The organism is Luteimonas sp. 22616 (assembly GCF_052044325.1).
In the GTDB taxonomy this organism is placed as follows: Bacteria; Pseudomonadota; Gammaproteobacteria; order Xanthomonadales; family Xanthomonadaceae; genus Luteimonas.
Genome location: NZ_JBQEMW010000001.1, coordinates 762,627 through 785,576, shown reverse-complemented (window position 1 = coordinate 785,576; position 22,950 = coordinate 762,627). Strand labels below are relative to the sequence as shown.

Annotated in this window: 27 protein-coding genes; 9 read left to right on the top strand and 18 right to left on the bottom strand. The window is 68.1% G+C overall.

Features of this window, described 5'->3' with window-relative positions; genetic code table 11:
- Window positions 1-24 precede the first annotated feature (24 nt).
- The 8 genes from ACTJIL_RS03680 to ACTJIL_RS03645 form a co-directional block, all read right to left on the bottom strand.
- Complete coding sequence (locus ACTJIL_RS03680; RefSeq protein ID WP_440754242.1) at window positions 25-615, bottom strand: hypothetical protein; 591 nt, start codon at window positions 613-615, stop codon at window positions 25-27.
- Window positions 616-895: 280 nt separating this feature from the next.
- Complete coding sequence (locus ACTJIL_RS03675; protein WP_440754241.1) at window positions 896-1,261, bottom strand: DUF6164 family protein; 366 nt, start codon at window positions 1,259-1,261, stop codon at window positions 896-898.
- 67 nt (window positions 1,262-1,328) lie between these two features.
- Complete coding sequence (locus tag ACTJIL_RS03670) at window positions 1,329-3,179, bottom strand: tetratricopeptide repeat-containing diguanylate cyclase (protein WP_440754240.1); 1,851 nt, start codon at window positions 3,177-3,179, stop codon at window positions 1,329-1,331.
- 26 nt (window positions 3,180-3,205) lie between these two features.
- Complete coding sequence (locus ACTJIL_RS03665) at window positions 3,206-3,496, bottom strand: hypothetical protein (RefSeq protein ID WP_440754239.1); 291 nt, start codon at window positions 3,494-3,496, stop codon at window positions 3,206-3,208.
- Window positions 3,497-3,661: 165 nt separating this feature from the next.
- Window positions 3,662-4,474, bottom strand: a complete 813-nt coding sequence (locus ACTJIL_RS03660; RefSeq protein WP_440754238.1) for an SAM-dependent methyltransferase — start codon at window positions 4,472-4,474, stop codon at window positions 3,662-3,664.
- 28 nt (window positions 4,475-4,502) lie between these two features.
- Window positions 4,503-5,069, bottom strand: coding sequence for a GNAT family N-acetyltransferase (locus ACTJIL_RS03655; RefSeq protein ID WP_440754237.1), 567 nt, complete (start codon window positions 5,067-5,069; stop codon window positions 4,503-4,505).
- Window positions 5,070-5,071: 2 nt separating this feature from the next.
- A complete protein-coding gene (locus ACTJIL_RS03650) occupies window positions 5,072-5,698 on the bottom strand; it encodes an HD domain-containing protein (RefSeq protein WP_440754236.1) in 627 nt (208 codons plus the stop codon).
- A gap of 172 nt (window positions 5,699-5,870) precedes the next feature.
- Complete coding sequence (locus ACTJIL_RS03645) at window positions 5,871-6,461, bottom strand: 2'-5' RNA ligase family protein (protein ID WP_440754235.1); 591 nt, start codon at window positions 6,459-6,461, stop codon at window positions 5,871-5,873.
- A 233-nt stretch (window positions 6,462-6,694) separates the two neighbouring features.
- On the opposite strand from ACTJIL_RS03645, the gene ACTJIL_RS03640 reads away from it, so the two are divergent.
- The 3 genes from ACTJIL_RS03640 (at window position 6,695) to ACTJIL_RS03630 (ending at window position 8,033) form a co-directional block, all read left to right on the top strand.
- On the top strand, window positions 6,695-7,375 hold the full coding sequence (locus ACTJIL_RS03640) for a class I SAM-dependent methyltransferase (protein ID WP_440754234.1): 681 nt from the start codon (window positions 6,695-6,697) through the stop codon (window positions 7,373-7,375).
- On the top strand, window positions 7,372-7,725 hold the full coding sequence (locus tag ACTJIL_RS03635) for a YkgJ family cysteine cluster protein (protein WP_440754233.1): 354 nt from the start codon (window positions 7,372-7,374) through the stop codon (window positions 7,723-7,725). The genes ACTJIL_RS03640 and ACTJIL_RS03635 overlap by 4 nt, the downstream gene beginning before the upstream one ends.
- A 110-nt stretch (window positions 7,726-7,835) precedes the next feature.
- Window positions 7,836-8,033 carry a hypothetical protein gene (locus ACTJIL_RS03630; protein WP_440754232.1) on the top strand — a complete coding sequence of 66 codons (198 nt, stop codon included), beginning with the start codon at window positions 7,836-7,838 and terminating at the stop codon, window positions 8,031-8,033.
- 25 nt (window positions 8,034-8,058) lie between these two features.
- On the opposite strand, the gene ACTJIL_RS03625 is transcribed toward ACTJIL_RS03630, so the two are convergent.
- From ACTJIL_RS03625 to ACTJIL_RS03615, 3 genes are all read right to left on the bottom strand, one after another.
- On the bottom strand, window positions 8,059-8,403 hold the full coding sequence (locus ACTJIL_RS03625) for a zinc ribbon domain-containing protein YjdM (protein ID WP_440754231.1): 345 nt from the start codon (window positions 8,401-8,403) through the stop codon (window positions 8,059-8,061).
- A gap of 180 nt (window positions 8,404-8,583) precedes the next feature.
- Complete coding sequence (locus tag ACTJIL_RS03620; protein ID WP_440754230.1) at window positions 8,584-8,760, bottom strand: oxidoreductase-like domain-containing protein; 177 nt, start codon at window positions 8,758-8,760, stop codon at window positions 8,584-8,586.
- 132 nt (window positions 8,761-8,892) lie between these two features.
- Window positions 8,893-9,162, bottom strand: a complete 270-nt coding sequence (locus tag ACTJIL_RS03615; protein ID WP_440754229.1) for a DksA/TraR family C4-type zinc finger protein — start codon at window positions 9,160-9,162, stop codon at window positions 8,893-8,895.
- 140 nt (window positions 9,163-9,302) lie between these two features.
- On the opposite strand from ACTJIL_RS03615, the gene ACTJIL_RS03610 reads away from it, so the two are divergent.
- A complete protein-coding gene (locus tag ACTJIL_RS03610) occupies window positions 9,303-9,605 on the top strand; it encodes a DUF2388 domain-containing protein (RefSeq protein WP_440754228.1) in 303 nt (100 codons plus the stop codon).
- Window positions 9,606-9,608: 3 nt separating this feature from the next.
- On the top strand, window positions 9,609-11,540 hold the full coding sequence (locus ACTJIL_RS03605; RefSeq protein ID WP_440754227.1) for a DUF7844 domain-containing protein: 1,932 nt from the start codon (window positions 9,609-9,611) through the stop codon (window positions 11,538-11,540).
- 39 nt (window positions 11,541-11,579) lie between these two features.
- Here ACTJIL_RS03605 and ACTJIL_RS03600 read toward each other — a convergent pair whose 3' ends face one another.
- Window positions 11,580-11,819 (bottom strand): hypothetical protein, encoded by a 240-nt coding sequence (locus ACTJIL_RS03600; RefSeq protein ID WP_440754226.1) that lies wholly within the window; start codon window positions 11,817-11,819, stop codon window positions 11,580-11,582.
- A gap of 340 nt (window positions 11,820-12,159) precedes the next feature.
- Between ACTJIL_RS03600 and ACTJIL_RS03595 the strand changes: the two genes are divergently transcribed.
- Window positions 12,160-13,239 (top strand): diguanylate cyclase, encoded by a 1,080-nt coding sequence (locus tag ACTJIL_RS03595; RefSeq protein ID WP_440754225.1) that lies wholly within the window; start codon window positions 12,160-12,162, stop codon window positions 13,237-13,239.
- 8 nt (window positions 13,240-13,247) lie between these two features.
- Here ACTJIL_RS03595 and ACTJIL_RS03590 read toward each other — a convergent pair whose 3' ends face one another.
- On the bottom strand, window positions 13,248-13,970 hold the full coding sequence (locus ACTJIL_RS03590; protein ID WP_440754224.1) for a glutathione S-transferase: 723 nt from the start codon (window positions 13,968-13,970) through the stop codon (window positions 13,248-13,250).
- Window positions 13,971-14,199: 229 nt separating this feature from the next.
- Between ACTJIL_RS03590 and ACTJIL_RS03585 the strand changes: the two genes are divergently transcribed.
- On the top strand, window positions 14,200-14,886 hold the full coding sequence (locus ACTJIL_RS03585; RefSeq protein WP_440754223.1) for a glutathione S-transferase family protein: 687 nt from the start codon (window positions 14,200-14,202) through the stop codon (window positions 14,884-14,886).
- 62 nt (window positions 14,887-14,948) lie between these two features.
- Here the strand turns inward: ACTJIL_RS03585 and ACTJIL_RS03580 are convergent, their stop codons facing one another.
- From ACTJIL_RS03580 to ACTJIL_RS03560, 5 genes are all read right to left on the bottom strand, one after another.
- On the bottom strand, window positions 14,949-17,543 hold the full coding sequence (locus tag ACTJIL_RS03580; protein ID WP_440754222.1) for a hypothetical protein: 2,595 nt from the start codon (window positions 17,541-17,543) through the stop codon (window positions 14,949-14,951).
- A 404-nt stretch (window positions 17,544-17,947) separates the two neighbouring features.
- Window positions 17,948-18,862 (bottom strand): hypothetical protein, encoded by a 915-nt coding sequence (locus tag ACTJIL_RS03575; RefSeq protein ID WP_440754221.1) that lies wholly within the window; start codon window positions 18,860-18,862, stop codon window positions 17,948-17,950.
- On the bottom strand, window positions 18,859-20,274 hold the full coding sequence (locus ACTJIL_RS03570; protein WP_440754220.1) for a glycosyltransferase family 2 protein: 1,416 nt from the start codon (window positions 20,272-20,274) through the stop codon (window positions 18,859-18,861). Before ACTJIL_RS03570 ends, ACTJIL_RS03575 begins: the two co-directional genes overlap by 4 nt.
- 264 nt (window positions 20,275-20,538) lie before the next feature.
- Entirely contained in the window at window positions 20,539-21,915 is a 1,377-nt protein-coding gene (locus ACTJIL_RS03565; protein ID WP_440754219.1) for an FAD-containing oxidoreductase, read from the bottom strand.
- Entirely contained in the window at window positions 21,912-22,034 is a 123-nt protein-coding gene (locus ACTJIL_RS03560; RefSeq protein WP_440754218.1) for a hypothetical protein, read from the bottom strand. Before ACTJIL_RS03560 ends, ACTJIL_RS03565 begins: the two co-directional genes overlap by 4 nt.
- Before the next feature lie 157 nt (window positions 22,035-22,191).
- On the opposite strand from ACTJIL_RS03560, the gene ACTJIL_RS03555 reads away from it, so the two are divergent.
- Entirely contained in the window at window positions 22,192-22,683 is a 492-nt protein-coding gene (locus tag ACTJIL_RS03555; RefSeq protein WP_440754217.1) for a YaiI/YqxD family protein, read from the top strand.
- Between the two features lie 83 nt (window positions 22,684-22,766).
- Window positions 22,767-22,919 carry a hypothetical protein gene (locus tag ACTJIL_RS03550; protein ID WP_440754216.1) on the top strand — a complete coding sequence of 51 codons (153 nt, stop codon included), beginning with the start codon at window positions 22,767-22,769 and terminating at the stop codon, window positions 22,917-22,919.
- The last annotated feature ends 31 nt before the right edge of the window (window positions 22,920-22,950 follow it).

Genomic DNA, 22,950 nt, shown 5'->3' with positions numbered 1-22,950 from the left:
GGACGCATGCGCCGGCGCGCGCCGTCATTTCTTCGGCAGGGAGCGGTATTCCGCCATCGCGCAAGCCGAGACATCGGTCGCCGATGCAGCCGGAAGCCCCTGCCCGCTCAGCGCGAGGACTTTCACCTGTTCAACGTCGCCATCCATGACCTTGGCGATGGCCAGGTGGCCGGTCTTGAGCGTGCCGCAGAAGGCGTTGCCCGGTGCATCGGTCGGCGGCGTTTCCTCGACCACATGGCGCAGCTCCACCTGCTGGCGCGGCTCGATCATCATGGCGTCGGCAAAGCGCGCGTCGGCGGTGTACTGGTCGTCGCCGTTGACCAGCGCCACGCGCTCGGTCGTGAACTTCGCACCATTCGCACCGATGATCTCGCCGTCCTCGATGGTCAATGCGCCGGTGGCCGATTCCGCGGCCGGATTGCTGGCGGCGAACTCGCCGAGCACGACCGCCTGCAGGGTCGGCGGGGCGGCGCGCTCGACCGGCGCGGTGGCCGGATCATGCTGCGGGATCGCGGGCGGCGCCGGCGCGGTGTTCGCTTCCGGCTGGGTGGCGGGTGCCGCCGCCGGCCCGCTGCGCGAGCAGCCGGCGAACAGGACAACGGATAGCGCGAGCATTGGCAGCACAACGCGGCTGCCGGAAATGGAACAAGGCATGGATCTCGATCCCCGGAACACGACGGCAGAAGACTCGCCATCTTAAGCATGGAATGTTCATCCGGCGTTAGCCGGCTCGTCCTGACGCTCCAGCAGGGAGCGACGGGGGCCGCCACTGCGGCCAATCGCGACTGTCGTCGCTCCGCAAGCGCCCGGCTGCGGCCGGACTGTGCGGCCGTGGACTATGTCAGCGCATGCCGGCAACGGCCATCCGGGGCAACCCGGGCTTGCCGACAGCCGCTTAATGATGCAGCAGCCACACCGGCAGCGCGACCAGCGCCAGCAGGAACACGATCGCCAGCAATGTCAGCAGCACGCGCAGCGGCTGCTCGCGCGCGATGTCGGCGAAGGTCTCCGCGGTGCCTTCGCGCACGGCCTGCTCGCGTTCGGCGCGGACACGGGCCTGGCGCTGTTTCTGGTAGTCGGCCATCAGCCGCTTGGCCTCGGCGACCTCGGCGTTGTTCTCCACCCAGATTCCACCGTTGGAGATCCCCCAGCGGCTGGGTTGGGTTTCGTAGAAGGCGATCGCGTTCGCCTCGAGGAAAGCACGCACGTCCGCGGCTTCGTCGTCGGACACGTGGCGCAGGTTCAGGAGCAGTTTGGCCATGCGCCATTCTATAGCGCCACGCGGCCGCCGGATGCGCGCGCCGCAAACCCGTGCGCCCCGCGGGCAATCAGGAAATCAGGCTTCGAAAGGGATGATCCGGCGCCACCCCGGGCGTCGGCGGCACCTCGGGTCCGGGCGAGCCGTCGGCGGCCACCACCTGCAGCTGCATCCAGGGCTGCACGTCGCCATCGAACGTCGACACCCGGTTTCGCCCTTCACGCTTGGAACGGTACAGCGCCTTGTCGGCGTGCGAGAGCAGCTTGGCCAGGTCGTAGCCCGACAGCGAGGAGGCGGTCACGCCGAAGCTGGCGGTGATCAGGAACTTGTGGCCGCTGGGCTGGGTGTCGATGCTCGCGATGCGCACGCGGCAATCCTCGGCGACGCGCTTCGCCCCGCGCAGGTCGCAGCCCGACAGCAGGATCGCGAACTCCTCGCCACCGATGCGGCCCAGGTGGTCGACGCGCCGGCAGAACGTCCTGCAGTGCTCGGAGACCTTCTTCAGCACCCAGTCGCCGGTGTCATGCCCGAAGCGATCGTTGATCGACTTGAAGTGGTCCAGGTCGAACATCACCAGCGCCACGTCCTCACCGGCCCGCGCCGCCTGCCCCAGGGTCTGCTCCGATTGCTGGTTGAAGTGGTGGCGATTGCAGATGCTGGTCAGCGCATCGGTTTCCGCCATCCGCCGCAGCGACATCTGCACGCGCTTGATCTTGAAGGCCCAGTAGCCGATCGAACCGGCCAGTACCACCAGCAGCAGGATCAGCAGGCGCGAGGTCTGGGCCTTCTGCTCGCTGATGCCCTGGTGCAGCACCAGGACCTCATTTTGCTTGTTGAGCAACTCGATCTTCTGTGCTTGCTGCATCGCCTCCTGCTGCACCATCTGGTACGCCAGCTCACGCTCCGCGACATCGTCCCTGTACCCGCGCTCGGCAGCCGCATACTGCTTGTATAACTCAAGCGCCGCTGCCGTATCGCCCGTGCGTTCCGCAATTTCGAAGAGCGTCTTGTAGGCCACCACGAGCGGGAGCGAATTGACCATGCCGACATTCAGCGCAACGGCAGCCTCGGCATCCCGTTTTGCGGCTTGCACGTCGCCAAGCGACAGGCGCATCTCGGCCAGGAGCGAATGGACTTCGCCGATCAGGCGCGAATATCCCGTTCCTTTCACTTCGGCAAAGTGCCCTTCAAGTAGTTTCACCGCTTCCTGCGTGCGTCCTTCGCCATGCCACACCCTCGCCAGATAGATGCGGGAAAATCCGGCCAGTGTTGCATCGTGGATGGCTTCGCATTGGCGTAACGCATTGACGGCGTCTTCATCGGAAGACTTCTTGTCGAGATGCAACGACGACTCGACCAGCAGGTTGCCAGCGATGCACCGGTTCCTGTCATCAGGCTTGTCAGCGAGCACCTGCTGCGCATAGCGACGACCCAGCCCATACTCGCCGACCTGGTTGTACAGAATTCCGGAAGCCACCAGGCCGTGGTGCCTGGCACTCCTGTCCTTGATGGATGCCGATCCCCTTATCGTCTCTTGGGCAGCAATCAGTCCTTCGCGAAATTCCCGGGTTACTGCGTATGCGTTTGCAAGCATCGCCCCCGAACGATAGCGGACTTCATTGTTGGTTGCCGAAGCATGAAGGGCCTTGAACTTGCTGATGGCATCATGCAGATCGCCCATCCTGATCGACTGGTAGGCATGCATGAACTCGAGCTTCTCGCGTTGCTCGATCGAGGCTCCCATGGCCGTGCGGTCCAGGTCATCCAGGATGCGCTTGAATCGATCAGGATCGGACGTGCGTACGGCATCCGCTTCGCGCAGCATCGCATCGAACGATGCCGATGCCGATGCCGATGCAGGCAGCCACAGCGACCAGCCAAGAATGGCGCCGAGCACCAGGCAGCAAGCCATCCTGTTCATCGCACGCTCCTCAACCGACTAGTCGGTCATTGATCAACCATCCCGTCTGGTTCGTCTTCCGCTTCACGCCCCGGCTCCCGGTCATCGTCCCGATCGCCAGGATCCTTGAGAGGCGCCTGTTCGTCCGGCGTTGAAATCATGCAGTAGATCGCGGGACGTCCATCCAGCAGGCGGCTCAGGACCGAACCGTCTCTTGCCAGCAACGCGCTCTGTTCGGCGGGGTCGACTTTCAGCGCCGCAACCCCTTCGGCGTACGCCAGCCCGCAAGCCATGGCCGGCTTGCTGCCCAGCAATTCGAGAAACCGGATGGAATCCAAGATCTTGCCCCTGTGTGCACGAATGGAAGTGAACTATTTGCCAAGTCGACATGACCTGTCGACCAGTCGCCTGGCTTCAGCAACAGTGTTGTCGACAGCCACGGGGCTGGCCTGCTGCCTGCATATCGCCAAACGGGATCGCCTTCGACATGATCTTTTTCCTGGTTACATGGAAACAACTTCGAACTCGACTTCGCCATCCAGCCGACGAATCTTCTCCAGCATGGCTTGATCCCGCTGCAAGGCCCGCGCGGGTGGGATCACCAACGTGGTGTGCATGTGCAGATCGGCATCCACCAGTTGCCACATCGGCATCTGCTCCATCCGCGGCGCCACGATCGGCAGTGTGGCGGCCTCGTAAAGAGTGGCGACGTGATCGGCCGGATAGTCCTCGGCCAGCCGTTCGACGAGCAGGCGGCGATAGGCTCGCCCGGTACTGAAACGCCGAACCGAGCGGTCCCCGGCCACGCCCACCTGCCAGAGCACGAGGTATGCGGACGGATCGATGCGGCGGCGATAGAACATGAACTGGCTGGCTTCGAAGTGCTGGCAGCCGACCTCGCCCGGGTCGATGCCGAGGTCGGCGTAGAGGCAGTCCTCGGCGGAAACACCGGGCTCCATGTGCGCCTCGAACCCTTCGGCACGCGCCTGTGCAATGGCCTTGTGAGGCACGCGTGCGAACACGCCCGGGTGGCCATAGAACGCGCCACAGACCTGGCGACCGACACGGACCTCGGCGAGCATTGCTGCGATCATTTCGCGATAGGTCTCATGCCGGGACTTGCCCTCGGCGTAATACGGCTGGAGGCTGCGCACGTCGGCGTGCATCTGCTGCAGCCACAGTTCGACCAGTGGATCGGAAACGGCGCCGAATACGACGTCGGCCTGTTCGATGGTGGCGCGCGCACGCGGACCGATGTGGGCGCCGAGCATCATGCCCACGCCCACGCAGGACAAGCTTCCCTTACCCGCCGCCATGCCATCCCCCCGGATAACCGTCTGGAATCTAGCAGCTGGCTGTGAGCGATGCAAAAGCCGGCGCATGCCGATCGAGCCACGCCTGCCGTTCGAGCTGCCAGCGCAGCGCTGCCGCGCCGCCGCCCGCGTCCTCCAGTGAAACAAAGCCCAGCTTGCGCATCAGGCCAGCCGCCGGGCCGTTGTCGCGGTCATGGCACGTCCACAGCCGTCGCTGCCCGGACCGGCCGAAGACGGCGTCGGCCAACGCGGCGATGGACTCGCTCGCATAGCCTCGACACACCTCACACCCGGCCAGTACCACGCCGACCTCCGCCGAACCTGCGTCGTTGCAATCCGGCACCCAGGCCATCAAGCCGATGTCGCCGCCATCGTCGCGTCGACACAGGATCCAGTAGCGCGCCCGCGGGGGATCGGCGGCCAGTTGCTGCAGGACCGCGCTGAATGCGCGCTGCGCGGCCGCGGGCGTGAGCGGGTCGGCGATGTGGCGCATCACGTCCGGATCGGTGTACAGGCTGCAGTACAACCGTTCGTCGGAAGACGCCAGCGGGCGCAGGTGCAGGTGCGGCGTGTGCAGGCCGCCATGGGCGCCGCGCATCTTCAGCGCTTTTCGTTGACTGCGCGGCGCAGGTTGGCGCGCGCCCGCGCGTCGTAGCGCTCGTGGAAGAGCGGGCTGAGATAGATTCGCGGCTTGGCGAGCAGCAACTTGAGGAAGCGGCGACGGTTGAGCCGGAACAACCAGGCCGGAACCTTGCCGCGGTACTCGGCGGCAATGCCGCGGTCGTAGGCGTCGAACACGTCCGGCTCGGCGCCTAGGATCGCCATGTCGCAATCGAGGAAGTGCCGGGTGTCGTCGGCGAGGTCTCCTTCGCCGAAGTCGCCGGGCGCGAACTGGCCATGGCGCGCAGTGAGCTCGATCAGTTCGGCAACGCGCGCGGCATCGATGCCGGCGTCGGGCAGCCAACGCGCGATGGCGGCGACGGCCATCTCCGCGGAACGGGTTTCGTTGTCGCTCCGGCTGGCTTCGTAGATCGCGTCGTGGTAAAGCACGGCCAGCCAGGTTTCTTCCGGCTGCGCCCAGCCCGGGCCTGCAGCGACGTCGGCATGGTGGCGCAGCACTTCGCGCACATGGTCGAAGTTGTGGTACGCCCGCGGCGGCGTGGCATAGGCGGACGCCAGCTCGGTGAGCTGGGTTTCGGGAAGCACCAGGGGCGTGGTGTGCGGCATGGGCGCGGGGCAAGGATGCTGTACGCCATCTTACGGCGGCGAAGCATGCAGTGCTTCGCACCAGCGATCCCGGCGCGCACCGTCATGCAACGCCCGGAGCGCCGGCTTGCGAGTCGTCAGTGCAGTGCCCGTGTATCTGCAGGAATATCCGCAGGAGCGGGCCAGTCTGCGCTCATCCTCGCAGCGGCCAACGACCGATGACCCGGTGCTCGGTCCGGCCCAGCAGGCTGTGGACGAGGACGAACTCGCGCACGGTCCACGCAATCGGTTCGATCGCCTGTGGCGCAATGCCGCGATCGTCATACAACAGGGTGACATGCGGGGCGAAGGCCGGCTTGACCCACTTGGCCAGCCCCGCAGCCGCCATCCGCGCACCGATCGCGGCATGCAGCGCCTCCAGCGATCCGGCCCCACTTCCTGCGCGCAGCACCAGCGGCAGGTTGCGCGCGCGACCGCTGAAGCTGGAGGCATTGTCGAATGCGATCCCGAAAGGAGGCATCGCCACCTGCGCCGCCGCTGCTTCCGCGGCGCTGGCGATATCGGATCGCAGGCCGACGTGATCGCCCAGGTGATGCAGGGTGACATGGAGGCGGTCCGCCTGCTGCGGCCTGCCGCGCAGCCCGTGCTCGGCTCGCAAGGACTGCGCAATCGAGGCGATCCGTGCGGCCGCGGGCGGATCGGGGAAGATCGCGAAGAACAGGCGATCGGTTGGCTGCTCCGGCGCCATCCCGTCCAGCGAGAGCTGCGCGTGGCGTTCGTTCATCGATGATGGCTCCAATGGCACCTTGTCCCGGGGCGCCATGCTGCCCAATGGCGATGCGCAACCGCAATTCCGGCCTGCACGCGGCGGTGAAGTCGCCTTCAGTCCGATGCGGTAGCATGGCCCCGTTATCCGTTGTTTTCGCGCGCTGCGCCCGACCGCTTCCCGTCGCCGTCTCGCTCCTTTTTCCGTGTCCGCATCCCGGCCTCCGGGGTGACGCTTGTCCGGGAGCGCCCATGTCTGGCTACGACACCCATATCCGCACGCTCCGCCTCGGTGACCACGATTACCGGATCCGTTCGCTCGTCGACCTGCAGCAGTTCGCCGACCCCGACCACCACGCGCGGCGGCTGGGCATTTCCTCGGCGCAGTGGAGCCTGTTCGGCCACGTCTGGCCCGCGGGGCGATTGCTGGCCGAAGCGATGGCCACGCACGACATCGCCGGCAAGCGCGTCCTCGAACTGGGCTGCGGGCTGGGCCTTGCCAGCCTCGTGCTGCGGCATCGCGGCGCCGACGTCGTCGCCAGCGATTACCACCCGCTGGCGGAAGCCTTCCTCTCCTACAACGCGGCGCTCAACGAGCTACCGGCCGTGCCCTACCGCACGCTGCGCTGGGACACGCCGAACGAAACCCTGGGCCGCTTCGACCTGATCATAGGCAGCGACATCCTCTACGAACGCGACCACGCCGAGCGCCTCTCGGCGCTGCTGCCGCGGCACGCACACGTCGTCTCCGAGGTGCTGATCACCGACCCGGGCCGCGGCAACAGCGCGCCGTTCACCCGTGCGCTGGCGACCCAGGGCTACGTCGTGGCCGAACAGCGCTGCCGGATGAACGCCAACGACGTGCCACCGTTCCGCGGCCGCCTGCTCAGCTATGCGCGCGCCGTGGCGGCCGATGCCGGAATCGCGACATGACCGCCGCCCCCATCGCAACCGAAGATGCATTCGCCGAAAGCGTCGACCCGTCGGTCTCGTGCAGCAATTGCGACGCCGTCTGCTGCCGCCTGACCGTGGTGGTGATGCCGGAAGACAGGATCCCCCGCCACCTCACCACGCAAACCAGGCATGGACTGGAAGTGATGGCACGCGACGAGGAAGGCTGGTGCGTGGCCGTCGATCATGGCCGCATGTGCTGTTCGATCTACGAACAGCGCCCCGCCATCTGCCGCAAGTTCGCGATGGGCAGCCCGTATTGCCGCGACGAACGTGCCACCTATCGCGACCAGATGCTGCGCGGGATCCCGTTGACGCTTCGCGACGAATAACACCGCACTAACGCCGGGGCGCGCAGGATCGAGCGGTCTCGCGCGTCCTTCAACCCGCTGGAACCACGGCGCGCCTCCATGCGCACATCTTTACGGAGCAGGCATTCGGCATGGCCAACCCCAAGCACAACCCCAAGGCGCGCATCCGCCGGACCACCCGTGATGCGGCGGACGGCAACATGCAAAAGCGCCTGACCAGCGACCGGATCTCCGCCGACCTGGCCGATTTCGAGAAAGCCGGCGGCCACGTTGAAGTGCTCGGCGTGACCCGCGTGCTCAAGAAAGTGGACGAACCCGCCGCGGGCTGACGCGGGCGACACCGCGCAGGTTGGCTCAAGCCTTGCGCAGGAAGCAGGTCTTGAGCACCAGCCCCTTGATCTTGTCGGAGTTGCCTTCGATGTGCTCCGGGTCGTCATCGACCAGGCGGATGCCGCGGATCATCGTGCCCTGCTTGAGCGGGATCGACGACCCCTTGACCTTCAGGTCCTTGATCACCACCACGTTGTCGCCGTCCGCGAGGACATTGCCGTTGCTGTCCCGGGGTGGCGTACCTGCCTGGCCGGCATTGGCATCGCCCGCAACGGGCCACTCGTGGCCGCACTCGGCGCAAACGAGATTGTCGCCATCGGGATAGGTGATCTCACCGCCGCATTGCGGGCAGGCTGGCATGGCATTCATGGAACGGCCTCGCTGGAACCGGCCGGTAATTATAGGGGTTCGCGACGGGCGCGCCGTGCCAACCCGGAACCCGCGCGACAGTGACCGATTGCATCGCGTCCCGTGGCACGGATGCGATCGCGATGGCCGCGCACGACGCATGGGAATCCCAAGCCGTTGGCGCGACGATCATCCGCCCTGTTACCGCACCTGTTCCGGATCGCGGCCGGGGTTGCGTTCCCGCCAGGCCGCCAGCTGCTGTTCGTAGTACGCCAGTTCCTCGGCGTAGATATCGAACACGCAGCGGTCGCAGCCGCTTTCGCAACAGTCCGAAGGCAGGGGCTTTTCCGGCGGGATGGGTGGCAGGTCCGGGGGCACGATGGCGAAAGTGGCGAAGGCGTTGGCGACCCTGCCAGTCTACGGGCACTGCCGCGCAGGTCGGGGAAGCTCCAGAAGTTTGACCGCACGCAGGCTCACGCGCATCGCGCCCGGCTGCCGGAACGCAGCGATTCAGCGCAGCTGGCTGTCCTTGCTGCCGCGCCGGTTGTAGCCGCTGGCCGCGGCGTTGTTCTCGGCGTCGCGCGCCTCCTGGCAATTCACGCACAACCGCACGCCAGGCACGGCCTTGCGCCGCGCTTCTGGAATGGCCACATCGCATTCCTCGCAGTGGCTCAGCCCCGGCCCCTGCGGCAATTGGCTGCGCACGCGCTTGATCGCGTCCTTGACGGTCGCATCGATCTGGTCCTGCACCGCACCGTCGCCTGCCCAACCGGTTGCCATGTCGCCTCCTGGAACGCCGATCCGAATGATGTTCTCCACCATATCGAAGCGGTGATGAATGATTTCAAGCTCGCCGTCCCGTGCATGCGCTGCGGAGGCCCGGTACTATTCCCGCGCCCCTCCAGCCCGGATTCCGAACAATGACCCGACTGCTCCTGCTCTGCGCCCTGGCGGCGTTCTCCATCGCCCCCGCCGTGGCCGGCAGCTTCGCGGGAAGCTCGGCCGGCGCCTCGTCGGCGGGCTCTTCCGCCTCGTCGGGCAGCTCGTCGGGCGACGACAAGATCGTGCTGCAGGCGCGCGACGACGCAGCCGGCTTCGTCGCCAGCAACGGCCGCATCCGCGGCGTCGTGCTCGAAGCGGCGTTGCGGCACCTGCGCGAAGACAGCGACGCGGCGCGCCAGGCCAGCGACATGGAACTCGCGCAGGCCATCCTGGCCCAGTAAGCCATGGCGCCACCGGCGCTCCCTGCCCGAACACGCGTAATCCCATTGCACACGCGGCGGCGCACCCTGCGATGGTGGGCGGCCTGCCTGCTTGCCTGCGCACTGCCATCCCAGGCGGCGCTGCGACTGGACGTGCAGGACGATGCGCTGTCGTCGGCCCAGGCGGCCGCCACGCGGCAAATCCTCGACGACGTGCTGCGTCGCCTGCCGCCTGCCTGGATCGAGGCGATCGACCGCCGCGTCCGGGTCGAATGGCGCGGCGACCTTCCGCCTGAAGTCCACGGCCGCGCGCGAAGCGGCCAACTGCTTTTGCGCCGCGCCCTGCTCGACGACTGGATGGCGCGCCCGGCCGAAGCCGGCGACGCTCCCGCGATGCGCGCGGCGCGGGCGGCCGTCGTCCACGAACTGGCGCACTTCCTCGACCGCTCGCCGCGCGGGCGCATGTCGCACGATCCGCGCCTGCTCGACCTCGCAGGCTGGCAGGTCGCACCGCTGCGGCTGGGCCTGCGCACCTCGCGCAATGCCCTCACCGATCGCAGCCCGGACCGCTACGAGCTCGACAGCCCGGCCGAATTCGTCGCGGTGAACCTGGAGCATTTCGTGCTCGACCCGGCGTACGCCTGTCGCCGGCCGGCACTGCATCGTTATTTCGCAGACCGCTTCGGCGGCGCCCCGCCGCAGGCCGACTGCGCGCCCGGCCTGCCCTACCTGCAGCCGGACGCCGACGCCGGCCAGGCGCCGCTGCTCGAACTCGATCCCGCCCGCGTCTACGCCGTCGACTACCTGCTGGCGGAAGGCAACGACCAGGTGATGAGCCGCTGGGGCCACAGCATGCTGCGGCTGGTGGTCTGCGCGCCGGGGCGGCCGCCCGGCCCGGACTGCCGCCTCGACCTGCCATACCACCGGGTGCTCTCGTTCCGCGCCTTCGTCGACGACGTGCAGGTGTCGAGCTGGCGCGGGCTGACCGGTTCGTACCCGTCGCGGCTGTTCATGCTGCCGCTGCAGCAGGTGGTGGACGAATACACCAAGGTGGAGCTGCGCGGATTGCAGTCGATCCCACTGCAACTGCGCGACGACGAGATTGCGATGCTGCTCGAACGCGCCGCGCGCGTGCACTGGAGCTATGACGGCCGCTATTACTTCCTGACCAACAATTGCGCGGTGGAGACCTGGAAGCTGCTGCACGACGGCGTCCCGCGGCTCGCCGGAGAGGACCTTTCGAGCATCACCCCGACCGGCCTGCTGCGCCGACTCGAACATGCCGGCATCGCCGATGCGTCGGTTCTCGACGACAGCGCCGAAGCCCTGCGCCTGGGCTACCGTTTCGCGCCGGCGAATGCGCACTACCAGGCGATGTTCGACGTGGCCCGCAGCGCATTGCGGCTGCCGCAGTCCAGCGTCGAGGACTGGCTCGACCTCCCGCCCGATGGCCGCGCACCGTGGCTCGAACGCGGCGACCTGCGCGCGAGCGCTGCGCTGCTGCTGCTGGAACAGGCCGCGCAGCGCCGCGAGGAAGTGCGTGCGCGCGACGCGCTCAAGCGGCTCCTGTCGGGACGCCACGCGACGGGCGACCGCGATGGCGCCGACGCACGCGCGCGCCTGCAGGCCATGCTGGCGCTGGAAGGTGTGTTCAGCCACCCGGCGCAACTGTTGCCGGCGGGTTACGGGCTGCCACAACGCGCCGAGCGCGAAGCGCTGGCGGCGGAAGCCACGCGACAGACCGCGCGCCTGCGCGAAGAAAGCCAGCGCCTGCACAGCGATGCACGCGCGCTCCTGCCGCCACGGCAGCAGGCCGAACTGGCTGCCATCGAAGGGAACATCGCCCTGCTCGGCCGGCGGCTGCGACAGCTGCACCACGACAGCGGCGGCCTCGATCTCGGCCGCATCCCGGCAGTGCCCGCTCCCCAGGAACCGCCGAAGTCGCCCGCGCAATGACCCACGGCGAAAGCCGGAAACCGGGCGCCGTTGCTGCCTTCAGCCGCTGCAACCACCGCAGCAGATCGAGGGCAGCTGCCTGACCTGCGCGCGGGTGACCGGATGCCCGGCCTGGCCCAGCAGCGCGATCAGCTCCTGTGCTTCCACTGCAGCGGCGACCCGCAGCACGGTGCCGCGTGGATCGATATCGAGCAGCGCGGCCGCGTCCACGCCGCGGATCACGTCGCCGATGACGTCGAGATCAGGCCGAAAACCATTGAGCTGGACATGGAATTCCACGAAAGACCTCCCAGGGCATGGCCCATGGTGTCCTGCGTGCACCGTGCCGGCCCTGATCCCGGTCAAGCCTTCAACCGATGCGCGGCGCCCCGCGCCCTACGCCGGACGCGGGGCTTCCGTGCGCCTTCCGCAAGCGGGTTCCTCCCGCAGCCGAAGCCGCGGCCATCGACGCCCCGGTGCGGCTCCGGTCCACGCGACCGCGGGCCGGGAACAATTCCCGGTCGGGCGCGCGGCAGCGGGGTCCGGGCATGGCTATGATGGCCTGGTTGCAACAGGGGGCGTGACCTGCATGACGCGGGCCAACGGGAATCCACAAGACGACAGCGGTGCACCTCGCAGCATGCGCCGGCCCCGCCAGCCGCTGCACCGGACGGTGTACCCCTTCCGCATCCTCGGCATGGCGCTGTCGTCGCTGCCGGTCGGTGCCGTGCTCGCGCAGCAGCAGGCCAATGCCGCCTGGTGGGCGCTGCTGCTGTTCACCGGCTTGCTGTGGCCGCACCTGGCACTGTGGCGCTCCCGGCGCAGTCGCGATCCGGCGCGCACGGAACGCCAGAACCTGCTGGTCGATTCCGCCATCGCCGGGCTGTGGGTGCCGCTGATGCACTTCAACCTGCTGCCCAGCGCGCTGATCGCCACCCTGGCGGTGGTCGACAAGATCAATACCGGCATCCGCGGCCTGTGGCTGCGCTCGCTGCCGGGGATGCTGGGCGCGATCGTGCTCGGCGGCCTGTTCACCGGTTTCGCATTCGCGCCGGAAACCAGCATGCCGGTGATCATTGCCTGCATGCCGATCCTGCTGATCCACACGGTCGCCGTCAGCCTCAACGGCTATCGCCTGGTGCGCCGGGTGCATTACCAGAACCAGCGCCTGGACGAACTCAGCCGCACCGACCCGCTGACCGGCCTCGACAACCGTCGCCAGTGGGAAGAACACGCGCAGCAGGTGCTGGCGCGACGGCACACGGGACTCGGCCCGGCCACCCTGGTCATGGTCGACATCGACAACTTCAAGACCACCAACGATGCGCGCGGGCATGCGGTCGGCGACGACGTCCTGCGCGGTGTCGCCGCGGTGCTGCGCGAGTGCATCGGCGGCCACGGGCACGCCGTGCGCTACGGCGGCGACGAGTTCGCGCTGGCGCTGGAAGTCGACGAGCCGCGGGCGCTGGCGATCGCCGAATCGATCCGCCGCCAGGTCGGTGAACTATCGTTCGTCGCCGCGCCCGGCCTGCACTGCACGGTGAGCCTGGGCGTTGCCGCCGCCAGCCCGGGCATGTCGCTGCGCCGCTGGATGGTCGCCGCCGATACCGCGCTGTACAACGCCAAGGACCAGGGCCGGAACTGCGTCGCCACCCCAACCCGCCATCGTGACGACCCGGCTGCTGCCACCATCGGCGACGTGCGCGAAGCGGCACACTGACGCCGCGCTCAGCCATCCAGCTCCGGGTAATGGCGGAAAATGCCGTCCTCGTTGAACGGCAACCGGCGCGGCGAGGCGAGGTACGCGGACACGTTGGGCCGCGCGCCGACGCGCCGCGTCAGCGCAAGGACGTGGGGAATGTCGCGTTCGAGCGCATCCATCGCCTTCGGAAAGGCGTAGCGCAATCCTTCCACCAGCTGGAACAACGACAGGTCCGCGTACGACAGGCGCGCGCCGACGAGGTGCTCCGGGCCTTTCGGATTGCACGCCAGCACCTGCTCGAACCAGCCGAGGAACTTCGGCATCCGCGTTTCGCGGAACGCGCGTGCGCGCCGCAATGCTTCGGGCTTCTGGTTGCGGTACCAGTCGCCGGCATCGAGCGGATGATGCGTGTCATGCGCCTCGGCGACGATGTCGGCGATGGTCAGCTGCAGCTGGTGCGTCCACAGGGCGGCGTTGGTGTCGCAGGCGACCAGCCCGAGCCGCGGGCCGAGGTATTGCAGGATCGCCGCCACCTGCGCGACCACGACCTTGCCATTGACCAGCACAGGCGGCGCGAACGGCGGATGCACCGCATCCGGCGCATCCAGCAGTGCCTGCACGGCTTCCAGTCCGCCCGCCGCCTCGTCGTTGCCGACGTCGACATACGCCGCGCCGGCCTCCTCCAGCAGCAGGCGGACGAACTCGCCGCGCCCCTGGATCCCGGGCCAGTAGTAGAGCCGATAGGCCATCTTGCGCCTCCTTGGTGGTACGCGATGCTGCACGGAGCAGCGTTGCGTGACGGTTAAAACGACGGCCGACAACGTGATCGGCGCCAGCGCCGGTGCCCCGCGCGCGCGGTGCGTGGACGCCGCTGCATCGCGCGCCCACACTTCCATGCTGCTGTCGATTTCCGCACTGCCCGTTCGTCGTGAATTGAAATGCCGGCGCTGCCCCGGCGCCCCGGAACCGGAGAACTCCATGCCCCAGGACACCGCCGCGGCCTCCCGCGCCCTGCGCCTCTACGCCCATCCCTTCTCCTCCTATTGCCAGAAGGTGCTGGTGGCGCTCTACGAGAACGGCACGCCATTCGAGTGGCGCCTGCTGTCGGAGGAACACCCGCAGGTACTGGCCGAATTCGCGGCACTGTGGCCGCTGAAACGCTTTCCGGTGCTGGTCGACGCCGGCCACGCCATTCCCGAGGCCAGCATCATCATCGAGCACCTCGGCCTGCGCCATCCCGGGCCGGTGCCGCTGCTGCCCGCCGACCCCCGCGCCGCGCTCGAAGTGCGCGGCATGGACCGCTTCTTCGACAACTACATTTCAACGCCACAGCAGAAGATCGTGTTCGACAGCCTGCGGCCGGAAGCCGAACGCGACGCCCGCGGCGTGGCCGATGCGCGCGCGATGCTCGACACCGCCTATCGCTGGCTCGACGGCGTGATGGCGGACCGCGAGTGGGCGGCGGGCAACGCCTTCAGCCTCGCCGACTGCGGCGCCGCGCCTTTCCTGTTCTATGCCGACTGGACCCACCGCATCGACCCTGCGTTCGGCAACGTGATCGCTTACCGCAAGCGGCTGCTGGCACGCCCGTCGTTCGCCCGCGCGGTCGACGAAGCGCGCCCCTATCGCAGCTTCTTCCCGCTCGGCGCGCCGGATCGCGACTGACGCTGCGAGCTGCGCGGCTGCCCCGCGACCGGATGCCGCCCGGCACATCACCGGCACCGCGCTCAGAAATGCGCGAGTGCCGCGTCCGCCTGCTCCTGGGTGATCGTGCCGGCCGCGACCGCATCGGAAATCGCCGCGCGCGACGCGTCCGCCCAGTCGCCGCCATACGGCCCGAGCTCCTGCGCGAACATCTCCAGCCGGCCGTCCGCGGCCAGTTGCCCGATCATCTCGGCGCGATACGCCGGATCGGTATTGTCGATCAGGCGATTGCCCAGCGTGAGCGCGTAGCTCGGAATGAAGCCGTCGCTCTCGTAGTCGCGCACTGCGGCCTCGCGCTCCTCCGCGGCCGCGCCGAACAGCTCCGGCGATTGCGCCTGCGCATACTCGATGGCGGAGTCGTAGTTGTTCTCGATGTAGCTGCGCAGGAACGCCTGCACCTGCGTGTCGGACGTGGGCAGGGCAGACACGATGCCAAACAGGTCCCACGCGAAATCCGCGTTGTCCCCGGCCAGCTTGTCGACGAATTCCACCACCTCGCTGCCCTGCAGCCCGCAGGCCTCGGCGGCGCGGGTGATGATGCCGACATGCCCCGCCGACAGCGCGACCTCCGGGTGTTCGGTCAACAACGTCTGGATGTCTTCAGGCGACATGTCCAGCGTTTCAGCCATGTCGAACAGATCCGAGCCGCGGCTGGCCATCTCGTCGGCGATCTGTGGATCCACCCCGGCCTCGACCAGGTAACCCTCGATCTGCTCGCGGCGCTCATGCCCGTTGATGAGTTCGCCGACGAACGAACCAACACCGGAAATGATCGCCCCGATGCCCGAGACGATGAATCCGGCCGGCGCCACCGGCGTGAACTCGAGCGCGCTGCCCAGTACGCCGAGCACGTCGCCGAACGCGGCGATGGCGTAGCCGACGTTGCCGTCGGACGCTTCCTGGATGCTGTTGACCAGCGACGCGCTGCTGGCGATCAGGCCCAGCGCCGGTGCCAGCCGCGCGGCGAAGCCCGCGGCGCCGGCGAACGTGCCCGAGTACTGCGCCAGGCGGCCGCTGTCGGCAAGCGCGTCCATCGCGCCGGCCAGCAGCCGCGCGCCGTTCTCGCCCGACTGCGCCAGCCCGCCGATGGCGAGCAGGTATTCCTCGCTGTTGCCGGCATTGGCCGCGGACACCGCGCCGGCAACCACGCCGGCCGCGGCGAAGGCCCGGAACAGCGGGCTCGAGCTGTCCCACTGCAGCTTGTAGCGGTCCAGCGCGCTGTAGTTGCCACCGGCAAGGTCGTTGAGCAGCGCCTGCCCGTCGCTGAAATCCTTGTATCCGCCCCACGCCGGCACGCCTTGGCCAAATGCCGACATCAGGGTGGTGAACTGCGCCTGCGCCTGGCTCACGCTGCCGTCGTTGGCGGCCAGCAGCTCGGACATCGCCGAGGATGCGGCGTCGGTCAGGACCTCACCGGACAGGTCGAAGCCCGCGAACGCGCCAGCCAGCGCCGAGTCCGGCACCCGCTGGATCTGCGCCAGCAGCGTCATCGCCTCCACGCCGTGGCCGTTGCGGGCCAGGGTGTTGATGGCGTCATTGACCTGGCTTGCGACCGCCGGATCGCGGACCGCCGCATCGAGCACCTCGTTGCGGTGCGTCGACATGTAATCCGACAGCGCCTGGCTGCTCTCGATCAGCGTGTCGTAGGTCGGCTTGTGCTCGGGATCGTTGCGGAACGCCTCGATGAAGGCCGCCTGCTGCTCCGGCGTCATCGGCCCGGCCTGCGCAAGCAGACCACCCAGATCTTCGTCGAGGCGGTCGGCATCCTCCTGCGCGTCCTCCTGCGCCCCAAGCAGGTCGTCGAGCGCGGTCGCAGTGGCCTGCGTTTCGCTCGTCGCGCCCACCTGCGCCACATCGATGCGCCCGGCGACGTCCTGCCAGCCGCCGCTGTCCACGGCCAGGCCGCGCAGGTCGGTTTCGCTGATCACGCCGCGATCGATGGCTGTGGCGATGGCGGTGGCGAAGACTTCGCGCCGCGCGTTGCCATCATTGTCCGGCGTTTCCCAGGTGTAGCCGCCGCCTTCCTTCTCGTAGAGCCCGCCGTACGGCGCGTCGACCACCGCGCCCAGCGTGCCGTCTTCCTCCGCCAATCGGACCAGTTCGGCCAGGTAGGCGGGGTCACCGGCGTGTTCGAGCATCAGGTCGGTCAGCTGCAGCGTCGCGAGGATGCCGGAGCTGGCGACGTTGTCTTCATAGTCGCCCTGCGCAAGCGAGACCTGCTCGCTCTCGCCCAGGCTGGATGGCTGTGCCGGCGTGGACGGCTGCGAACCGGAACCGGACAGCGCAGCGTATTCCTCGCGCACCACCACGCCCGCGCGCGTCTCCACGGCCTCGCGCACCACTTCGCTGCCGAACACGGGTTCGAGCTGCTGCAACTGCGCCGGCTCCAGCACCGTCGCCAGCTGGTTGATCAGTTCGTTGCGTTCGGCCACCGGCATGGCCTGGACGTCGCTGGTCAGCTGCGCCTGCTGCTGCGGCGTCATCGCCGCGACCGAAGCATTGGCGGCCTGCGCATCGGCCCGGGCCAGGTTGTCCGGCGTTGGCGGGGGCGGCGGCGGAGCTGGCGGCTGCTGCGGTACGGAACCACCGCCATCACGCATCATCACGACCATCTTCATTTCCTCAATGCTTGACGACCGCCGCGCGGCCGAACGTGGATTCAGACTCCACGAACACTGCCGCGACGACCTCCCGCCCGCAATTGGGGCCTGCCCTAGGCCAAACCCTGCCATTGGCTTTGGCTTTGGCCTTGCCTCGGCTCCTGAGAATCCTCCTGCAACGTTGATATCTGCAGACCTAGAGGGCGGCGCACAGGACGTGCGCCGTTTTTCTACGGGGCAGGATGCCCCTTGGAAAAGCCCCGGCATCAACGACTGGCCTGATGAGTCCTGTAAGGGGAACGCGTTTTCTCTGGTTCGTTTCTTTGACGCTTAATCAAAGAAACGAACTCGCCCGCGCAGCGGGCGAAACGCTTCCAGGCAACACACCACCCTCGATCCAGCGAGCCTGCGAGTCCGGCGCGTCAGAACGCCATCACCGCCTGCACCTGCACGTAGCGATAGGCATAGCGGCCCGCCCCGGTGTCGGCCAGCACCGGCGTATCGGTGTAGCCGGCATCCACGCGCAGCCAGGCGTCCTTCCAGCGCGGGGTCTCCAGGCCGACGCCGAGCATGCGTGCGCGCTTCGATTCGTCTCCCGCACTGCGCTGGCGACCCCAGCCGGCACGCGCCGACCACTGGTAGCCGCCGATGTGGCGACGCCAAGCCAGCACGCCCAGCGCCTCGCCGTACCACGGCGGCGAGTAGTAATCGCCCTCGAAAGCCTCGCTGTTGCGGTAATAGCGCGTCCGCAACTGCAGGCTGAGGCCCTGCTCCGGTGCCAGCGCGAACACCAGATTGCCGCGCAGGTGGGTGCGCAGGTTGTCGCCGTCGCCGAAGTCCTGCGCGCCGGCCAGCGCCGTCGCCGACCAGCGCTGCGACAGCGGCATGTCGATCGACGCACCGGCGAAGGTCTGCACAAGCCCGCGCTGCGCGCCGCGGCGCGTCTCCAGCGTGTCGCGCTCCACGAAGAATTCCTTGCGCCATGGATCCTGGCTGTGCACGGAAAAACTGCCCAGCAGGTCGTCGCCATTGCTGCCAGCCTTGCCTTCCCAGAGCCACTCCCCGAGATCGCCGGCGCCGGCGAGATAGATGCGCTGTTCGCGCTCGGACCAGCCGTCGCCCGAGAAGCGCGCGTGCTCGACCTTCGCGCCCCACCAGTGCTCGAGGTCGCGGTGGCTGACGTCCCAGCCCAGCGCCAGCTTCTGCGTTTCGTTGCCGTCCGCGTCCGAACTGGCCCAGGCGTCCGCGCGCAGCGCCTGGCGCGCCGCGCCGTCATCGGCCCGGGCGACGCCGGCGCAAGCCAGCAACAGCGCCATTGCGATACCGGTGCGGATCATTTCGTCCCCCAGGTCTTGCGCATGCGCAGCAGTTCGGCGGCGTAGCCCATCACGCACACCGGCTGCAGGATCATGGTGTAGCCGAGCGTGTAGAACAGGAATCCGGCCACGTTGCGCCGCACCTGCAATTGCTGGCTTTTGAACATGTGGCGCTGGACCCGGAAGATCATCAGGTTCCATATCGCCGCCAGCGGCAGCACCAGCAATGTCATCACGCCGGCAATCCAGTAGTAGCCGAACAGCGCCAGCACCAGGCCCGGGATGAACGCCAGCGTGTAGACCAGGTCCAACGGCAGGAACAGCAGGTTCCACCAGATGAACAGCGTGGTCATGCGTGGCTTGGCCAGCAGGCTGCCATGGCGTGCGAAGGCTTCCATCAGCCCGCGCGACCAGCGCTGGCGCTGGCGCGCGAACTGGCCGAGGCTGGACGGCACCTTGGTGAACAGGCAGGCGTCCTCGCAGTAGCCGATGCGCGCGCCGCTCTTGAGCAGCGCCCACGACACCACGATGTCCTCGCCCACGCATTCGGGCCAGCCGCCCACCTGCTCCAGCGCTTGGCGGGTGTAGAGCGAGAACGCGCCCTGCGCCACCAGCGTGCCGTGATACATGCTTTGCATGCGCTTGACCGCGGCGATGCCGTGGAAGTAGTCCCACTCCTGGGCACGGGTCAGCCAGTTGTCGCGCGAGTTGCGCACCAGCACCGCGCCTGCGACGGCGACCGTCCCGGCCGGGTCGGACAGGAAGCGCAGGACCAGCTTGCGCAGCGCGTCCTGGCGCAGGTACGAATCGCCATCGACGGTGATCACCAGCGGCTGGTCGGTCTCGGCCAGCCCGCGGTTGAGCGCTTTCGACTTGCCGCCGTTCAGCGGCTGGGCCAGCACCCGGATCCGCAGGTCCGGGCGCGCATGCCGCTCGGCCAGCGTGCGGGCGATGGCCAGGGTGTCATCGGTGGAGCCGTCGTCGACCACCACCACCTCGACCCGGCCGGCATAGTCCTGCCGCGCCAGGCTCTCCAGCGTGTCGGCGATGTTGTCGGCCTCGTTGTAGCAGGCCACCAGCACGCATACGTCCGGCAGCTGCGCCACCTCGCGCCACCGCGGGCGGCGATCGGCGACGATCGAACCGATCAGGAAGGCATTCATGAAGCCCGGCACATAGGCGATGAAGGCGATCACGAACAGCGCCAGCGCGAAGCCCAGCGGCTTCGACAGCTCATGCAGCCACGGCGCCGACAGCATCACGCTCAGCGCGGTCCAGGCCACGGCTACGGCCAGCACCAGCAGGTACTTGATCCGCACCGGGACATAGAAGCGCCGCAGCGGCGGCGCGGCGACGACAGCCAGTCCGGACTCCGTGCCCGAATCGGACGGCTCCGCAGGCACGGGAGGCGACGGGGCAGAAGTTTCGTACATGGCAGGTGGGCATCCAGGCAACGGTATGTGCCTGCCAATGAGCAAGTAACATGCCAATCAGCGGTCACCGGACGCATTGGCGTCCTGGCCGCAGCCTTCCCGGCTATACGTATAAATTTGTGACGCCTATCACGCTAAATGACGTATAGCGTCACTTTTTGTCCGTAGCTGGCCGGTGGCATCGATTCCATGGCGCGCTCAGCCGCCCGAACAGCGCCCGGCGACCGAAGGCCGCCGCCTTCGGAGAATCCGCGACGGGGCATCTCAGTCGCCCGGCGGCCGCGCTTCCGAGATCAGCGTGGGAATGAGCTCCGACACCGTCGGATGGACCGGAACCGTGCGCCGCAGCTGCGTGGCCGTGGCGCCGACGCTCATCATGTCGATGATGCCGTGGATGGCTTCGTCGCCGTCGGTGCCGAGGATGGCCGCGCCAAGGATCTCCTTTGAGCCGGCATCGATGACGACCTTCATGAAGCCCCGGGTCTCGTCCTTCTCGACCGCGCGCCCGACTCGCGTCATTGGCCGCTTGCCCACCAGGTACGGGCGCCCGCGCTTGCGCGCCTCGGCCTCGCTCATCCCCACGCGCCCCAGCGGCGGGTCGATGTAGAGCGCGTAGCCGCTGACGCGTTCGCTGAGCTTGCGATGCTCGCCGTCGAGCAGGTTGGCGGCGACGATCTCGAAATCGTTGTACGCCGTGTGGGTGAATGCGCCGCGGCCGTTGCAGTCGCCCAGCGCCCAGATGCCCGGCACGCTGGTGCGCAATTCGTCGTCGACGGTGATGTAGCCGCGCGCGTCGACTTCCACGCCGGCCTTGTCGAGCCCGAGGTCGCCGGTGTTGGGCACGCGCCCCACTGCCAGCAGCACGTGGCTGCAGGCAACCGTGTCACCGTCGAGCGTCACCGCGATCCCATCGCCGTCGCGCGCGAACGCGATGTCGTCGACGCCGGTGCGGATGTCGATGCCCTCGCCTTCCAGGATCTCGCGCACCGCGGCGGATACGTCCTCGTCCTCGCGGCCGATCAGGCGCGGGCCTTTCTCCACCACGGTCACGGCCGCGCCGAAGCGGCGATGCATCTGCGCGTACTCCAGGCCGATATAGCTGCCGCCGATGATCAGCAGGTGCGCCGGCACCTGGTCCAGCCCGAGGATCGACGTGTTGGTGAGCCAGGGAATGTCATGCAGGCCGGGCATGTCCGGCACCATCGCGCGACCGCCGACGTTGAGGAAGACCTGCGGCGCGGACAGCAGCTCGTCGCCGACGCGCAGCGTGTTGCCGTCCTCGAACCGGGCGTGGCCCTCGATCACCGTGCAGCCGTCCATGCCGTCCAGCCATTCGCGCACGCCCCGGCGCGCGTTGGCGATGACGGTGTCGGCGCGCGATTTCACCTTCGCCATGTCGATGCGGACTTCGCCTTCGAGCAACACCCCGAAGTCGGCGGCGCGACGCGCGACATGCGCGGCGCGGGCGCTGGCCACCAGGGTCTTGGTCGGCATGCAGCCGGTGTTGACGCAGGTGCCGCCGAACAGCTTGCGCTCGACCAGCGCGACAGACTGGCCAGCCTGCGTCAGCCGCCCGGCCAGCGGCGGGCCGGCCTGCCCGGCGCCGACGATGATCGCGTCGAAACGGCGGCCGCCACTCATGTCGCCACCATCGCGACCGGCGATTGTCGGCCAATCGCCACGCCGTCCCCGGCCAGGGCTGCGGGGCGAGCGCGCCCGGCGATGACCTCGGTCCACAACGCAAACAGGCAAATGACCATGCCGAGATTCTCCCTGCAAGGATGCGCCGCGCGATCTCCGTGGCGTCGCCAAGCCCCCTCACCGCAGCCGACACGTCCGCCCGGACGACACCCAACTGTAAGCCTTTCCCCGCAGCGGCAAGGAACGCGGTCGTCGCATGCGGGCGATCCAGCCACAATGGCCGTCTTTTCCGCAGCCCGAGAACACGTGACCGAAGACGCCTCCCGGATCTGGGTCGATGCCGATGCCTGCCCCGCGGTCATCAAGGAGATCCTGTTCCGCGCCGCCGAGCGCGCGCAGGTGCATGTGACCCTAGTCGCCAACCAGTGGCTGCGCACGCCGCCGTCGCGCTTCGTCTCGGCGATCCAGGTACCCGGCGGCTTCGACGTGGCCGACAGCGCCATCGTCGAACACGTCAGGGCCGGCGACCTGGTCGTCACCCAGGACATCCCGCTCGCCGCACGCGTGCTCGAACGCGGCGCAGTGGCGCTCAACCCCCGCGGCGAGCGCTATACCGCCGACAACATGGCCGAGCGCCTGTCGATGCGCAATTTCATGGAGGAACTGCGCGGCGCCGGCATCCAGACCGGCGGCCCCGCCGCGCTGCATGCGCGCGACCGGCAGGCCTTCGCCAACCAGCTCGACCGCTGGCTGGCGGCGCGCGGCTGACGGGCACCGGGGCCAGCCACGGGCGCTCCGGAGCGATTTCCCGGCTACCCGTACAATGGGCCACCCCGCAACGAGGCAATCCATTGGCCAAGCCCAACTATTCGTTCGAGAAGCGACAGCGCGAAATCGCCAAGAAGAAGAAGCAGGACGAGAAGGACGCGCGCAAGCGCGAAGCGCGCGAAGCCGCCCAGGCCGCGAAATCCGGCGAAACACCCGAGCGCCCCGCGTCGGAGTGAGTGCCGGCGCCAATTCCGCGCGCCTCCTTCA

What these genes read in the sequence shown, in the direction of transcription:
- ACTJIL_RS03680 (WP_440754242.1), bottom strand. Translation starts at nt 615, where the DNA reads ATGCTCGCGCTATCCGTTGTCCTGTTCGCCGGCTGCTCGCGCAGCGGG.
- ACTJIL_RS03675 (WP_440754241.1), bottom strand. Translation starts at nt 1,261, where the DNA reads ATGGCCAAACTGCTCCTGAACCTGCGCCACGTGTCCGACGACGAAGCC.
- ACTJIL_RS03670 (WP_440754240.1), bottom strand. Translation starts at nt 3,179, where the DNA reads ATGAACAGGATGGCTTGCTGCCTGGTGCTCGGCGCCATTCTTGGCTGG.
- ACTJIL_RS03660 (WP_440754238.1), bottom strand. Translation starts at nt 4,474, where the DNA reads ATGGCGGCGGGTAAGGGAAGCTTGTCCTGCGTGGGCGTGGGCATGATG.
- ACTJIL_RS03655 (WP_440754237.1), bottom strand. Translation starts at nt 5,069, where the DNA reads ATGCGCGGCGCCCATGGCGGCCTGCACACGCCGCACCTGCACCTGCGC.
- ACTJIL_RS03650 (WP_440754236.1), bottom strand. Translation starts at nt 5,698, where the DNA reads ATGCCGCACACCACGCCCCTGGTGCTTCCCGAAACCCAGCTCACCGAG.
- ACTJIL_RS03645 (WP_440754235.1), bottom strand. Translation starts at nt 6,461, where the DNA reads ATGAACGAACGCCACGCGCAGCTCTCGCTGGACGGGATGGCGCCGGAG.
- ACTJIL_RS03640 (WP_440754234.1), top strand. Translation starts at nt 6,695, where the DNA reads ATGTCTGGCTACGACACCCATATCCGCACGCTCCGCCTCGGTGACCAC.
- ACTJIL_RS03635 (WP_440754233.1), top strand. Translation starts at nt 7,372, where the DNA reads ATGACCGCCGCCCCCATCGCAACCGAAGATGCATTCGCCGAAAGCGTC.
- ACTJIL_RS03630 (WP_440754232.1), top strand. Translation starts at nt 7,836, where the DNA reads ATGGCCAACCCCAAGCACAACCCCAAGGCGCGCATCCGCCGGACCACC.
- ACTJIL_RS03625 (WP_440754231.1), bottom strand. Translation starts at nt 8,403, where the DNA reads ATGAATGCCATGCCAGCCTGCCCGCAATGCGGCGGTGAGATCACCTAT.
- ACTJIL_RS03615 (WP_440754229.1), bottom strand. Translation starts at nt 9,162, where the DNA reads ATGGCAACCGGTTGGGCAGGCGACGGTGCGGTGCAGGACCAGATCGAT.
- ACTJIL_RS03610 (WP_440754228.1), top strand. Translation starts at nt 9,303, where the DNA reads ATGACCCGACTGCTCCTGCTCTGCGCCCTGGCGGCGTTCTCCATCGCC.
- ACTJIL_RS03605 (WP_440754227.1), top strand. Translation starts at nt 9,609, where the DNA reads ATGGCGCCACCGGCGCTCCCTGCCCGAACACGCGTAATCCCATTGCAC.
- ACTJIL_RS03595 (WP_440754225.1), top strand. Translation starts at nt 12,160, where the DNA reads ATGCGCCGGCCCCGCCAGCCGCTGCACCGGACGGTGTACCCCTTCCGC.
- ACTJIL_RS03590 (WP_440754224.1), bottom strand. Translation starts at nt 13,970, where the DNA reads ATGGCCTATCGGCTCTACTACTGGCCCGGGATCCAGGGGCGCGGCGAG.
- ACTJIL_RS03585 (WP_440754223.1), top strand. Translation starts at nt 14,200, where the DNA reads ATGCCCCAGGACACCGCCGCGGCCTCCCGCGCCCTGCGCCTCTACGCC.
- ACTJIL_RS03580 (WP_440754222.1), bottom strand. Translation starts at nt 17,543, where the DNA reads ATGAAGATGGTCGTGATGATGCGTGATGGCGGTGGTTCCGTACCGCAG.
- ACTJIL_RS03575 (WP_440754221.1), bottom strand. Translation starts at nt 18,862, where the DNA reads ATGATCCGCACCGGTATCGCAATGGCGCTGTTGCTGGCTTGCGCCGGC.
- ACTJIL_RS03570 (WP_440754220.1), bottom strand. Translation starts at nt 20,274, where the DNA reads ATGTACGAAACTTCTGCCCCGTCGCCTCCCGTGCCTGCGGAGCCGTCC.
- ACTJIL_RS03565 (WP_440754219.1), bottom strand. Translation starts at nt 21,915, where the DNA reads ATGAGTGGCGGCCGCCGTTTCGACGCGATCATCGTCGGCGCCGGGCAG.
- ACTJIL_RS03560 (WP_440754218.1), bottom strand. Translation starts at nt 22,034, where the DNA reads ATGGTCATTTGCCTGTTTGCGTTGTGGACCGAGGTCATCGCCGGGCGC.
- ACTJIL_RS03555 (WP_440754217.1), top strand. Translation starts at nt 22,192, where the DNA reads ATGGCCGTCTTTTCCGCAGCCCGAGAACACGTGACCGAAGACGCCTCC.